A 13,383-nucleotide genomic window follows, 5' to 3' on the forward strand; every position below is an offset into this window, starting at 1 on the left:
CTTGCCGTACCACCTTGCTGGGCTCCGTCCTCCCTTCGCGAGAAGGCGTTCATGAAATCCCTGCTCCCGCTTCTCCTTCTCGGAGCATCATGCGCTACTCAGCCCCCGGTCAACATGACGGCGCAAGATGCGCCCGTCCCTCGCGGACCGTGGTCGGAAGTGCCCGCCGTCGAGATGCCCACGGGGGACACCTCCATCCCCATCTCCTTGCTTCGAGATGTCGCGGACGCGTTGCTCAAGCTCCCGGGTGCCAATGTGTGTGACTGGGCAACGCAGCGGCCCATCGTGGGCATGTGAAATGTAGGCCGTTCTTCGTGGTGAAGGATCACGACTATCCACCCGCTCAGGTGTGGATAGTGGGGTACGTCCACAACCATCTCTGCGCTGCGCCTCCTTCCTCGCGTGATCTCAGCGCATGGCCGACGGATGCGTTCGACCCGTTTGTGGCCATGGCGGAAGTCCGCTTGTGGCCGGGCAACCCGGCTCCGGCTCGCCACAAGACCACGCCCATTGAGATGGCCTCGGCACTCGTGGCGGAGCGCCAGAACGGCACGCGCATATTCCTCCGTTACTTTCCTACAGGCGAGATTCAACAGTGGAGTGGGGCCCAGGCCCGCTGGGTGACTCTCGGTCACTGCGCCCCACGCGCATCTACCCCCTATTCCGAGACCCTGCCCCAATGTCGTGATGGCTCTCTACAACTGTTGCATGAGTAGACGCATGGCCTGTGGCGACGGCTGGGCAGAAGAGAATCAAGCCTTGAGGAGCATCGGGGCTATGAAACGCAGCGGCCAGCGCTCTGGTGCCGGGTGCGATGGAGGAAAGAAATGATCAAGATGTGTGCACTGGCTGCACTCGCAGCGACGCTTCCCGGTTGTGTCAGGCCCGCTTCCTCCTGGAAGGGAGAGGTGGTGTGGCCCGAGACCGGGCGAGACGAGCAATCGGTCAAGACCGTCGTCCCTCTCACGGAGGCGGGGGCCGCGCTCGCTGCGGCGGCCGCCATCCGCGAGATGGTGCGAACCAATACAGATCCTGGACTCTTCTGGGGATGCTCCAGTCCCGAGCAGGGATTGGATGTCGCCGTCTTCACGGGCCCAACGCCGGGCCTCTATTACGTGGTGGTGGACGAGCACTTCAATCGCTGCGGCGGCCCACGCGGGCGCGTGCTCGACTGGCACTATGTCTACGCAGTCACTCCCCAAGGCGAGGTGGTAGCCGAGGCCCCAGTCCCGTCAGCAGGGCCACCTTCAGCCCCCTCCCCGAGCCCTCCTTCGCCCGAGCCAACGCCCCCACCTGCCGTTCCCCCACCGGACACGGGCACCGGTACGCCCGCGTCGTCGCCACCACCGGCCTCTTCTCCTCCACCCGCGCCTGCTCCTCCGCCTGCGGCTGTTCCTTCTCCAGCGTCACCGCCACCTGCCCCACCGCCACCCGCTACGCCAGGGTGAGTGCCCACGCCCATAGCTGCGTCGCTACACCGAGGCCCTCCTTCCGGATGGACGCCGGGTTCCCGTCTGCTTCGTCCTGGGAGACCACACCGCGGGCGAGTGGGGGACCGTGCTAGCTCTTACCGCCGGGATGGTTGGCCCAGTAGGTGTCCGGGAGCGGGTTGTTGCCCCGGTCGCTGCGCGGGCCGTCCCCATCGGGCAATTCGTCGATGCCCTCGCGGCGGGGCTCGTCGTCCTCCTCCCCCGTGCTCTTGCGGGTGTCCGAGTGCTCCTCCCCCGTGCTCTTGCGGGTGTCCGAGTGCTCCTCGCCGGGCGCCTGCTGTCCGGGCGCGTCCTTGACGGGGCGGGTGGCGGGCTCGTCATGCCGCGGGGCCGTGGGGCGCCCGAACATGTCCTCGGCTGGCTGGGTTCCTGGCTTCTGGGTGTCGTGCGTCGCCATGATGGAAGTCCTCCCGACAGCAACGGTCATGGCGAGGCGCCCGGGCGGCAATCTGTCAGCAATGCAGGGCCCCGGGGCAGGCGGGCAGGCGTAGGACGGAGGGGCAGATCTTCCCACGGTCTTCCCTGGGGGACGCACCCGGAGTCCATATCTCGGAAGCCCGGAGTGCACGTGCCGTGACACGCAAGGCATGACACCGGGGTACGCTAGCTTCCGGCCAGCCGAGGTGAGACGTCGGAGCAGCCAGCCGCCGTGTCACGTCCCCCCATGACCGAGGATCGACATGCCGATTCGCAAGGTGCTGCTCGTGGATGATGAGGAGGACATCCGCACGGTGGGTCGGCTGAGCCTGAGTCGCGTGGGCGGGTGGGAGACGGTGCTCGCAGCCTCGGGAGCCGAGGCGGTGACGCAGGCCGTCAACGAGCGGCCGGACCTCATCCTCCTGGACGTGATGATGCCGGGCATGGATGGGCCGAGCACCTTCGCCCGGCTGCGTGCCCAGGAAGTCCTCGCGCAGACGCCCATCATCTTCATGACGGCGAAGATCCAGAAGCAGGAGGTGGCGCGCTACATGGAGCTGGGCGCCGCCGGAGTCATCCGCAAGCCGTTCGATCCCATGTTGCTGCCGGCCGAGATCAAACGGCTGCTGCCGTCCTCCTGAGGCCCCATCCCCATCATGATGACGCCGATGGTGAAGCCCCAGCTCGGGGAGCCTGTATGAGCGGTGGGACCGTCCTCTTCCTCGAGAAGGAGCGGGAGCTGCAGGCGGTGATGCCCGTGTACCTGCGCGAGCGGGGCTACCGGGTGGAGACCGGGCGCAGCGTGGCGGAGGCCCAGGCGGTGCTGGCGCGCATGCCGGTGAGCGTGGTGGTGGTGGACAGCCAGCTGCCGGGCATGGTGGACCTGGACTTCCTACGCGAGCTGCGCCGGGGAGGGCCCTCGACGCCCATCCTCCTGTCCTCGCGCTTCTGGAAGGACGTGAAGGGGCGCGAGTCGCTCCTCAAGGAGCTGGGGATCGCGCGCATCCTCCAGAAGCCGTACACGCCCGAGGAGCTCTTCATCTGGGTGGAGCAGGCGCTGGCGGCGCGGCCGCGCGCATTCGTTCCCCCGCCGAAGCCCGTGATTCCCCCCGAGCTGGCGGCCGAGCTGGCGGCGGCCACCGCGGACTATGCCCGGCACATGAAGCGCCGGTTGGCCTCGCTGACGGAGTCAGTGGCCAAGGCGCGGGCCGGCTCCGCCGAGGCGGTGGAGGCCGTGTACTACGACTCGCACAAGATGCATGGCTCGGCGGGCTCGTTCGGCTTCCTCGCGGTGGGCGAGGCGGCGGGGCGGCTGGAGGCGAAGGTGAGGCCGGCGCGCGAGGGCGTACCGGTGGACTGGGAGTCCATCGAGGCGGCGCTGGGCGAGCTGGCCGAGTGCATCGCCGAGGCCATCGCGCCTCCGGGCAGCACGGAGGGCGCGGGCGCGCAGAGGGGGAACTCCCCGGTGGCGCCCATGCCCGCGAGCGCGGAGGGCGTGGTGTTGGTGGTGGACGACGATCCGGTGTGGCTGAACGAAGTGGCGAAGATGGCCGAGGACCAGGAAGTGGAAGTGGTCCTGGCCCACGGGTTGGAAGAGGCGCTGGAGCGGGTGCGCGAGCAGTGGCTGGATGGGGCATTGCTGCACGTGCACCTGGGGGGGCCGCAGGGAGGCTTCGAGGCGGCGGCTCGGCTGCGGAGCGAGGGCAGCTCGCAGGGGTTGCCGCTGGCCTTCTTCGGCCACGAGGGAGACTTCGCGCACCGGGTGGCGGCGGCGCACGCGGGCGGCTCGCTGTACCTGCCCAAGCCCTTCACGGCGGCGGACCTGACGGGAGCGGTGGAGCGGCTGGTGACGGCCCGGCGTCCGGAGCGTGCGCGGGTGCTGGTGTTGGTGGATGACGAGGCCACGTGGCGCGCGCTGAGGCAGGCGGTGGTGGGGCTCCACGTGGAGCTGGTGTGGATGGAGGATCCCTTCCGGCTGTTGGATGCGCTGGCCGAGCACCGGCCGGACCTGCTGCTGCTGGACGTGGACGTGCCGGGCCCCAGCGGCTTCGACTTGTGTCGGCTTGTGCGCTCCACGCCCGCGTGGCAGCAACTGCCGGTGCTGCTGCTGACGGCGCAGCTGGGACAGGAGTTCCGGGCGACGGCCTTCGAGTCGGGCGCGGACGACTACGTGACGAAGCCGGTGCTGCGCGAGGAGCTGATCGCGCGCGTGCTCTCGCGGCTGGAGCGGGCTCGGCTGGCGCGCGAGCGCTCCGAGCGGGATGCGCTCACGGGCTTGTTGCTGCGCCGGCCGCTGCTGGAGGCCCTGCGTGCGCGGCTGGCCGAGAGCCAGCGTCAGCAGCGTCCGCTGGCGGTGTGCTTCCTGGACGTGGATCACTTCAAGCGGGTGAACGACACGCACGGCCACCTCGCGGGGGACCAGGTGCTGTCACGGCTGGGGCGGCTGCTGGCCACGCGCTTCCGCCGGGAGGATCTGCGCGGCCGGTGGGGCGGCGAGGAGTTCCTGGTGGTGCTGACGGGAGAGACGGCCGCCAGCGCGCGGGAGATCCTCTCGCGCACGGCGGCGGAGCTGGCGCAGATTCCCTTCGAGAGCGAGCGCGGAGAGCCCTTCCACGTCACCTTCAGCGCCGGCATCGCCGAGGCCCCCAAGGACGGCGGGGACGCGGAGACGCTGCTGCGCGTGGTGGATGCGCGGCTCTACCGGGCCAAGGACAACGGCCGCAACCGCATCGAGATCGAAGGTGGCTGAAGCCCCCATCAGACGTATTTCTTACAAATGGGGGGCTGAAGATCATTCAGTACGAGCACCAACGAACTGATCCAACCCCGGGATTTTTCGAAGGGCGTGCCCGGCGTACGACTTGCAGTGAGCATGGGAGTGTTTCGGGAACCCTCTATGCCTCGCACACCCACTGCGCTCCCACCGTACTACCGCGTCGACCTCTCCCCCGAAGCCTGGAAGGAGGTGGGCTGCGTGCCGGCGGACGACTTCCAGGTGCTGCAGGGGGTGATGGATCTGCTGGCCGTGGAGGGCACGCCGTACGAGTCGGACGAGGGTCCGCACATGCTCACGGTGGCGGGCTTCGAGATGCAGTACACGCGGGATGACGTGGCGCGCATCCTCACGCTGCACCGCGTGGCGCGAGCCCTGAACAAGGCGGGTGAGGCCGCGTAGCGTTCATGGCTCGCGGAAGATGAGCAGGCCGCGCGAGGTATCCACCGTGTACACGTACCCGTCCCCGGGCACGCGCATGCCGATGGCTCCCTCGTAGAAGCTGTAGCCGCGCTGGAAGTCCGTCTCGCGGAAGGTGTTGTACCAGGCGATCTGCTTGGGCTCGGAGGGGTTGGACACGTCCAGCACGCGCACGCCCTCCTGGTAGTGGGCGATGTAGAGCCGCGTGCCCACCAGCACCATGTTGTGGATGGAGAACTGGGGCCGCAGCCGCCACTCGGCCAGCTTCACCCCATGCGCCGGATCCGTCACGTCCAGCACGCGCAGGTGCGCGTCGTAGCCCTCGCCGCCCTCGAAGGCGATGGTGCGCCCGTTGAAGGTGCCCACCGCGTTGGCGTGGCTGGACTGGTTCGCGTACACGTACCGGCCCGCCACCTCGACCTGGGACGGATTGCTCACGTCGGTGACGATGTAGCCCAGGTTCCAGTGGTTGATGTACAGCCGCCCCTGGTAGGCGAACGCATCGTGCGGATAGCCCGTGCTCTGCCCGCCCGGCACGCTGAAGCGCGTGAGCAGCACCGGGGACAGCGGCTGGGAGATGTCGAAGATCAGCGTCTCGACGTGGGGATCCGGTGACATGGCGTACAGCCGGTCTCCCTCCACGAAGACGGTGTGCACGTCGATGGCATCCTGCGGCAGGTTGCGCACGAACACCGGCTCGGCGGGTTTCGAGATGTCGAAGACGAGCACGCCGTGGTTGGCGCTGGCCACGTAGAGCGCGTCCCCCTTGGACCACACGCCGTTCCAGTAGCTGTCCCCGGGCATCGTCACCGTGCGCTGGAAGACGGGGTGGGCCTTGTCGGCCACGTCGAAAACGGTGAGGCCGCCGGTGCGCCCGTTCGCGTTGAGCGACACCACGTAGGCGTAGCCCTTGGCCACGTAGATGTCCGCGGGCAGGCCCAGGGACACGAAGGACTCGGAGACGAGCTCGAGCCCTCCGGACTCCGATTCGCCCTCGGGCCACGCGGCGCGCAGGGCCTCGAAGGTGCCGTAGGAGCGCACGCGCCCGTTGCGGCAGTTGACGTAGCACCCGGTGAGGTGCTGGGAGCTGGAGACCTGGCAGCCCGCGTACGCGGTCCGGCTGAGATCCCCGTTCGACAGCGTGGCCTCCCGGGTCATGTAGAAGGAGGAACCCTGCCGGGCCTCCGTGGTGGCCGGGCCGCCCAGGAGGATGCTGGGGTTTCCGTCATCCACCAGGTGCATGGCGTTGGCGAACAGGATGCCGCCCGTGGGCGAGGCACTCGTCTCCACGCGGCTCTTCAGGATGAACACGCCCGAGGTGGGGGCTCGCTCCAGGGAGCCACGGTCGCACGACTCCAGGTTGAAGGCCGCCAGGTCTCCGCATGCCGCCGAGCTGCCTGTGGAGTAGCTGCACGGCGCCAGGGACCCGGTGTCCACCGCATCGCCGGGGTCCGACGGATCCGTGGGAGGCGTCTCGGGGACCTCGGGCTTCGAGGAGCAGCCGGCGAGGAGGAGGGCACAGCAGGTGACCAGGCACGCACCGGCCCGGCGCGGATGGAGGCTCATGGGGTCCGCGGTGGCAGCAGCCGGGTGACGCGCGCCAGCAGCGTGTGGATGGAGAAGGGCTTGGCCACGAAGTCCACCGCGCCCTCGCTGTACAGCTTCATCACGTCCTCATCGCGGATGCGCGCCGAGAGCACCAGCGAGCGCACGGGCGAGGAGGCCTCGCGCAGGGCGCGCAGCACCTCGATGCCGGAGCGCCGGGGCATGTGCACGTCCAGCAGCAGCAGGTCCACGGGCGTGAGGTTGGGGTTGAGCAGGCGGGCCAGGGCCTCCTCGCCATCCTCGACGGTCTCCACCACATAGCCTTCTTGCTCGAGAAGGCGTTGGAGCACGCGGCGCAGGGCGGGCTCGTCATCCGCCACGAGGATGCGGTGGGAGCGAGACTGCGAGCCATCTCCGGCGCGGGAGGACGAGCCGGGACGGGGAGGCGCGGAGCCGCCGTCGCTGGGAGTGTGCGGGGCGGCGCGGACGGGAGGCTGGGTGGGGGTGCTCACGGGAGGAAGGGACGGACGGGAGGTGGGGAGGGCAGCGCCCTCCTTGTCCGGGCGAGGGGGGCTGGCAGGCCGGGTCAGTGGCGGTGGCAGCGGAGTGGTGGCGGGGACGTGGGGGCGGGAGGCGGCGCTCGAGGAGGGCGTGGGAGTCCGGTGGCTGGGCGAGGGCGTCTGTTCCATCCGCGAGGGGCTGAAGGGGCGCTCCGGGCTGGAGCCATGGGAGGCCGTGGAGCCGGTGTGGCCATCCTTCTCGGCCGAGGCGCGCAGCAGGGTGCGGCGCTGCAGGTGGGCCATGAGCCGCAGCCGCAATTCGGCGGGCTCCACGGGCTTGATGAGGTAGTCGTCCACACCGAGCTGGAAGGCGCGCACGCGGTCCGCCGGAGCGTCGCGGGAGGTGTGGAAGATGACGGTGAGCGAGCGCCAGGCCGGATCGCCGCGCACCTGGGTCAGCAGCTCGTAGCCGTCCACCGAGGGCAGGCCGATGTCCAGCAAGAGCAGGTCCGGGTGGTGGCGCTGGAGGCTGGAGAAGAGGTTGCGCCCATCATTGAGCGTCACCACCTCCATGCCGGCGGCCTCCAGCACGGCGCGGGCGGTGGCGAGCACCGCCGAGTCATCATCCACCGCGAGCACGCGGAAGCGCGCGGGGCTGGAGCGCTGGATGGAGACGATCTCCTTGGCGAGCACCTGGGGCGGCGTGCCGAGCGAGAGCACCGCATCGGCGCCCTCGCGGGGCAGGCTGCGGGCTTCCGCGGTGGGTACGAGCAGGACGACGGGGGGCGGGGCGTTCAGCGAGCGCAGGGCGCCGCGCAGCGAGGTGGGCAGGGTGGGGCCCACCACGACGCGCTCCACGGGGCGCTCGGAGGTGATGAGCCGCACGGCCTCTTCCTCGGAGGAGGCGGCGATGGCGTCCAGGCCGAGGGCCTCGAGGTGGCGGGTGAGGTCCGAGGCCAGAGCGGTGTCCGTCAGGCGGACGAGCACGCGGGGCTTGTGGGGCACGAGCGGCAGGGTGCTGGGCGGGTGGGCGAAGGCCTCGGAGAGGGCTTGGATCAGCGCGGTGACGCGCGGGGTGAAGGGAGGGGACTCGCCCTCGGCGAGCTTTTCGAGTTCGCTGGCAATCCGAGCGACTTCGGTGAATCCGAGCGTGCTGGCGGTGCCGCGCAGGGTGTGGACGGTCTGTTGGAGCAGCGCGGCGGAGCCCACCGTGCCGGCCTTCCAGGCCTCTGCGTGGCGGCGAATCTGGCTCAACCGTTCGGACGCACTGGAGCGGAAGCCTTCGCGGACGGTGGCGAGGGCTTGAGCCATCTCTTCTGCGACACCACGCTCGGCCATGAGGGTCGTCGGGCTCGTGAGGCGAGGATGCGGGTGCGGGGAGCACCCGTGCCCACAGGTTTAGCACGAGGACTGACGTGCTGTCCGCGCCTGGAGGGTGGAAATGCCTGCTAGCTTGCTATCACTCGGGAAGACGGGCACTCCAGGCTCCCACAGTTGGAAGATCCGAGAACGCTGTTTGCCCGGAGAATGGCTGGATCCCCCATGAAATTCCGGGTGGAGCAGAGCTGCGCGCTCGTTCGGGGAGCGCGCGAGGCTCGCGGTGAAGGGTGCAGTGCTGCCGGTGATTGGAACCGCGGCGGTGGTTGAGCGCTGTCCCTCTTCATGCGGCTGGAGATCGAACTCACTTCTCGAACCTGCCGGGCTTCCTGAGGGCACTGGCCGTGCAACTACACGTCCCCACACCCCAGGAGTCGGTCCCGCATATAAAGGAGAGGAGTGGGTTGCAGCGCCACCTGGAGCAGTCGTGAGAGAACGTCTTTGGACCTGATTGGGCTCAGACGGCAATGACAGTGACGCGGCTGGAGATAGCGGGCTACCGCTCGGTGAAGGCGCTGGAGTTGCCGGTGCATCCGGTGACGGTGGTGGTGGGGCCGAACGGGAGCGGGAAGACGAACCTGTACCGGGCGCTGTACCTGTTGCAGGCGGCGGCGGAGGGGCGGCTGGCGAGGACGTTGGCGGAGGAGGGCGGTACGCCGAGCGTGGTGTGGGCGGGTCCGCGCGAGAAGAAGAAGCCGGTGCGGATGACCATCGGGGTGACGCTGGATGACGAGCTGGCGTACGAGCTGAGCTGCGGCATCGTTCCGGCGGATCCCTCGGAGCCTGGGACGCTGTTCGTGTTGGATCCGGAGGTGAAGGAGGAATACCTGTGGGCGCTGGTGGGGGGGCGGCGCGCGGTGTTGATGGAGCGCAAGGACCGGACGGCGTTCTTGAGGGATGCGGAGGGGAAGCGGGTGACGTTCCCCACGCAGCTGTGGAGCGCGGAGTCGGTGTTGGATCAGCTGGCCGAGCCGCAGCGGTTCCCGAGGTTGTCGGAGGTGCAGCGGACGCTGAGGGCGTGGCGCTTCTACCACCAGTTCCGGACAGACCTGGAGGCGCCGGCGAGGCAGCCGCAGATTGGAGTGAGGACGACGGCGCTGACGCATGATGGGAGGGACCTGGCGGCGGCGTTGGGGACGATCCGGGAGATAGGGGACAAGCGAGGGCTGGCGAAGGCGATCGACGACGCATTCCCGGGGGCGGAATTGTTGGTGGAGGCGCCGCAAGGGCGCTTCAGCCTGTCGATGCGGATGCCGGGGCTGTTGCGGCCGATGGCGGCGAGCGAGCTATCGGACGGTACCTTGAGATACCTGTGCCTGTTGGCGGCCTTGATGAGTCCGCGTCCGCCACCATTCATCGCGTTGAACGAGCCGGAGACGAGCCTGCACCCGGACCTGCTGGCACCGTTGTCGAGGCTCATCGTGGAGGCGGCGAAGCACAGCCAGATCTGGGTGGCGACGCACGCGGAGCCATTGGCGGAGGCCATCACGCGGCGCATGGGCTACGAGGCGGTGCGGTTGGTGAAGCACGGGGGGGCCACGGAGGTGGAGGGCACGGAGCGCCGCGAGGAGGAATGAGCCACGTGCAGGGTAGTCCTCCCAACGGAGGACCCATGAGGTAGAGTGCCGGGAGGTTGTCCTGGCCCAAGAGGAACCTCATGCCCAGCCGTCCTTCCGTCGAAGTGCCCGTGTCGATTCCGCCATTGGGGATGGGGGTGGTAGGAGGCTGGAGACTGCTCAAGTCGCGGAGCTGGGGCGCCTACGGGACGGTGTTCCGGGCCGAGCGGCTCGACAGGCCGGGTGAGGGCACCTTCGCGCTGAAGCTTGCGCACCACCCGAGGGATCCGAGGTTCGTGCGAGAGGCGGAGTTGCTGCGTCGGGTCCGCCACCCACACGTGCCGTGCCTGCATGACGCCGGCCAGTGGGAGCATCCCTCCGGTCCCTTTCCCTACCTGGTCATGGATTGGGTCGAGGGCGAGCCCCTGTATGCTTGGGCCCGAGGGCGGCAGCTTAGTTCGCGGCAGGTGATGGGAGTGCTTGCGGGTGTGGCCAAGGCGTTGGCGGCCACGCACGCGGCGGAGGCTGTCCACCGAGACGTAAAAGGAGACAACATCTTGGTGCGGCCAGAAGACATGCATCCCACGTTGCTGGACTTCGGCGCCGGAGACTTTCGAGGCGCTCCGATCATCACGAGCGAGGTGCTTCCGCCCGGGACGCCGGGCTATCGAAGTCCGGAGGCGCTGAGCTACCAGGAGCGCTACTGGAGGACGCAGGGGGCGCACTACAAGCCAGGGCCGGCCGATGACCTCTACGCCTTGGGTGTCACGGCCTATCGCCTCGTGACGGGTTTCTACCCACCGCCCTGGGTGCCTGCGGAGGTCCGAGAGCGCGATCCGTCGTTTCCGACGGTGGACTCCGAGCCGCCCGAGAAGTGGGTCACCGTGAGCCCGGAGCTGGCGGGGATCATCCGGCAGTTGCTCGCGGAAGAACCCACGGCTCGAGGGAGCGCGGCCCAGGTGGCCGAGGCCCTGGAGGAGGCTGTGCGGTCTGCCGGGGCAGAGGCCGATGAGCCCATCCTCCAGCGAGCCTCGATGCCCCCAGCCTCGCGAAGGAGCCAGTCGGGGCCGTCACGGCCTGTTGGAGCGAGATGGCCCTGGGCCAGCGCGGCGGGGCTGATGTCAGCGGTGGGGTTGGCGTCGGCCGTGTTGATCACGCAAGTCGACCAGGAAATACCCCTACCACCGCAATCACTCGAAGAGCTGCCTCCCCCAGTGCGAGATGAGGGCCGCGAGGATGCAGGCACCTCACTGGCGACGGAGGCCCTCATGGCAAGCACGCAGGAGGAGCAGCCGCCTGATCTCACGTGGGATGGGCTGGAGGGAGAGATGCCGGACAAGCCACTTCCGGGACAGGCGAAGCCCCCGTGCAAGCAAAGGAGTGCGGTGGTGATCAACGGGGGTTGCTGGGTGCGTCCGGAGGTCTCGACGCCACCCTGCAAAGAAGGAGAGTACGAATGGGAACGACTCTGCTACCTACCGATTCTCAGTGTGACTCGTCGTCCCTCGACCTCCGAGCCGCGATAGAGGGAATGACTCAAGAAGAGGTCTGACCTATCCGTTCGAGAATGGACCGGATCTGTTCTGCCTCAGGGATGCGGAGTTCCTCGGCCTTCGTGAGGGCCAGATGGAGCAGGTCGACAGCCCGCTCGTGATCACCCGCATGATTGCGTGCGAGATGCAGCATGGCCAAGTTGGCACGCCTGATAAGCAATGAGCGAATGTCGCCGAGCTTCTCGAAGGTGGGAAGCACCTCTTCGTGGCGAATGCGCAGGGCCTCGTCGGGCTGTCCTCGATTCTGGAGGATGTCGGCGATCTTTTCGAGAGTAGCGGCCCGCTCGCGGATGATCCCCAGCTTTTCAAAGACGGGAAGCACTTCCTCGCGGCGGATGTGTAGGGCCTCGTCGAGCTGTCCGTGGTCCTGGAGGATGTCGGCGATCTTACTGAGGGCAACGGCCCGTTCGCGGACGTCGCCCAGCTTCTCGAAGACGGGAAGCACTTCCTCGCGGCGGATGCGGAGGGCCTCGTCGAGCTGTCCGTGGGCCCGGAGTATGTCGGCGATCTTACTGAGGGCAACGGCCCGTTCGCGGATGTCGCCCAGCTTCTCGTAGACAGGAAGCTCCACTTCGCGGCGGATGCGGAGGGCTTCGTCGAGCTGTCCGCGGGCCTGGAGGATGTCAGCGACCTGTCCGAGGGTACCGGCTTGCGAGCGGATGTCGCCCAGCTTCTCGAAGACGGGAAGCACCTCCTCGCGGCGGATGCGGAGGGCTTCGTCGAGCTGTCCGCGGTCCTGGAGACTGTCGGCAACCTTGCTGAGGGCAACGGCCCGGGAGCGGATATCGCCCAGCTTCTCGAAGACGGGAAGCACTTCCTCGCGGCGAATGCGGAGGGCCTCGTCGAGCTGTCCGCGGACCCGGAGGACGTCGGCGATCTTACCGAGGGTAACGGCTCGGGAGCGGATGTCACCTAACTTCTCGAAGACGGGAAGCGCGTCCTCGCGGTGGATGCGCAGGGCCTCGTCGAGCTGTCCACGGTCCTGGAGGATGTCGGCGATCTGTCCAAGGGTAACGGCTTGTGAGCGGATGTCGCCCAGCTTTTCGAGGACGGGGAGCACTTCTTCACGGCGGATGCGGAGGGCTTCGTTGAGCTGTCTGCGGTCCTGGAGGATGTCGGCGACCTTACCCAGGGCAACGGTCCGGGAGCGGATGTCGCCCAGCTTCTCGAAGACGGGAAGCACGTCCTCGCGGCGGATACGCAGGGCCTCGTCGAGCTGTCCGCGGTCCTGGAGGATGTCGGCGATCTGTCCAAGGGTAACGGCTTGTGAGCGGATGTCGCCCAGCTTCTCGAAGACGGGAAGCACGTCCTCACGGCGGATGCGCAGGGCCTCGTCGAGTTGTCCGCGAGCCCGAAGGATGTCAGCGACTTTTCCAAGGGTAGCGGCCCGCTCGCGGATGTCGCCTAACTTCTCGAAGACGGGAAGCACATCCTCGCGACGGATGCGCAGGGCCTCATCGAGCTGTCCGCGGGCCTGGAGGATGTCGGCACGCATCCCGGAGGCGAGCGCGACTCCGCGTTCATCCCTTCGTGCATGATCGATTCGGAACTTTTCCTCAGCTGCGATCATTGCACGGTCGAGGGCACCGCCTCTGTATGACACCTCGCCGAATGTCCACAGCAGATGAGACCTAGTGGAGTGTCCGACAAGTTTTTCAACATAGTCAGGACCGGTGTCGGTCCATCCATGCGTGCATCTTGGAGCGAGTCCAGGACCAAGTGAACGGGTGGGCGAAGAGGCGGTTGTACTCG

General features: G+C 68.2%; 11 protein-coding genes. 6 read left to right on the forward strand and 5 right to left on the reverse strand.

Translation table 11 applies throughout. From position 1 onward, the window contains the following. Positions 1 to 51: 51 nt before the first annotated feature. Positions 52 to 297, forward strand: a complete 246-nt coding sequence (locus tag KY501_RS46915; RefSeq protein ID WP_224371607.1) for a hypothetical protein — start codon at positions 52 to 54, stop codon at positions 295 to 297. Between the two features lie 894 nt (positions 298 to 1,191). Here KY501_RS46915 and KY501_RS46920 read toward each other — a convergent pair. Both KY501_RS46920 and KY501_RS46925 read right to left on the reverse strand, forming a co-directional pair. Next, entirely contained in the window at positions 1,192 to 1,431 is a 240-nt protein-coding gene (locus tag KY501_RS46920; RefSeq protein ID WP_224371626.1) for a hypothetical protein, read from the reverse strand. Between the two features lie 129 nt (positions 1,432 to 1,560). After that, positions 1,561 to 1,887, reverse strand: a complete 327-nt coding sequence (locus KY501_RS46925) for a hypothetical protein (RefSeq protein WP_224371609.1) — start codon at positions 1,885 to 1,887, stop codon at positions 1,561 to 1,563. 283 nt (positions 1,888 to 2,170) lie between these two features. Between KY501_RS46925 and KY501_RS46930 the strand changes: the two genes are divergently transcribed. The 3 genes from KY501_RS46930 to KY501_RS46945 all read left to right on the forward strand — a co-directional run bounded on the left by KY501_RS46930 (position 2,171) and on the right by KY501_RS46945 (position 5,082). After that, positions 2,171 to 2,548 carry a response regulator gene (locus tag KY501_RS46930; protein ID WP_224371611.1) on the forward strand — a complete coding sequence of 126 codons (378 nt, stop codon included), beginning with the start codon at positions 2,171 to 2,173 and terminating at the stop codon, positions 2,546 to 2,548. A gap of 56 nt (positions 2,549 to 2,604) precedes the next feature. After that, positions 2,605 to 4,656, forward strand: a complete 2,052-nt coding sequence (locus KY501_RS53800) for a response regulator (RefSeq protein WP_304608720.1) — start codon at positions 2,605 to 2,607, stop codon at positions 4,654 to 4,656. A 147-nt stretch (positions 4,657 to 4,803) separates the two neighbouring features. After that, the gene (locus KY501_RS46945) at positions 4,804 to 5,082 is read left to right on the forward strand and encodes a hypothetical protein (protein WP_224371613.1); all 279 of its coding nucleotides are present in this window, start codon (positions 4,804 to 4,806) and stop codon (positions 5,080 to 5,082) included. 3 nt (positions 5,083 to 5,085) lie between these two features. Here KY501_RS46945 and KY501_RS46950 read toward each other — a convergent pair whose 3' ends face one another. Together KY501_RS46950 and KY501_RS53495 are read right to left on the reverse strand one after the other, a co-directional pair. Next, a complete protein-coding gene (locus KY501_RS46950; RefSeq protein ID WP_224371615.1) occupies positions 5,086 to 6,666 on the reverse strand; it encodes an LVIVD repeat-containing protein in 1,581 nt (526 codons plus the stop codon). Continuing rightward, complete coding sequence (locus KY501_RS53495; protein ID WP_255637404.1) at positions 6,663 to 8,456, reverse strand: response regulator; 1,794 nt, start codon at positions 8,454 to 8,456, stop codon at positions 6,663 to 6,665. Before KY501_RS53495 ends, KY501_RS46950 begins: the two co-directional genes overlap by 4 nt. Positions 8,457 to 8,989: 533 nt before the next feature. Here KY501_RS53495 and KY501_RS46965 point away from each other — a divergent pair. Continuing rightward, a complete protein-coding gene (locus KY501_RS46965) occupies positions 8,990 to 10,099 on the forward strand; it encodes an AAA family ATPase (RefSeq protein WP_224371617.1) in 1,110 nt (369 codons plus the stop codon). A gap of 80 nt (positions 10,100 to 10,179) precedes the next feature. Continuing rightward, a complete protein-coding gene (locus KY501_RS46970; protein ID WP_224371619.1) occupies positions 10,180 to 11,604 on the forward strand; it encodes a serine/threonine protein kinase in 1,425 nt (474 codons plus the stop codon). A gap of 10 nt (positions 11,605 to 11,614) precedes the next feature. Here KY501_RS46970 and KY501_RS46975 read toward each other — a convergent pair. Continuing rightward, the coding region (locus KY501_RS46975) for a tetratricopeptide repeat protein (RefSeq protein ID WP_373691727.1) at positions 11,615 to 13,383 on the reverse strand (1,769 nt) is incomplete at its 5' end.

The sequence above is a fragment of the Hyalangium versicolor genome, assembly GCF_020103695.1.
GTDB classification, from domain to species: Bacteria; Myxococcota; Myxococcia; order Myxococcales; family Myxococcaceae; genus Hyalangium; species Hyalangium versicolor.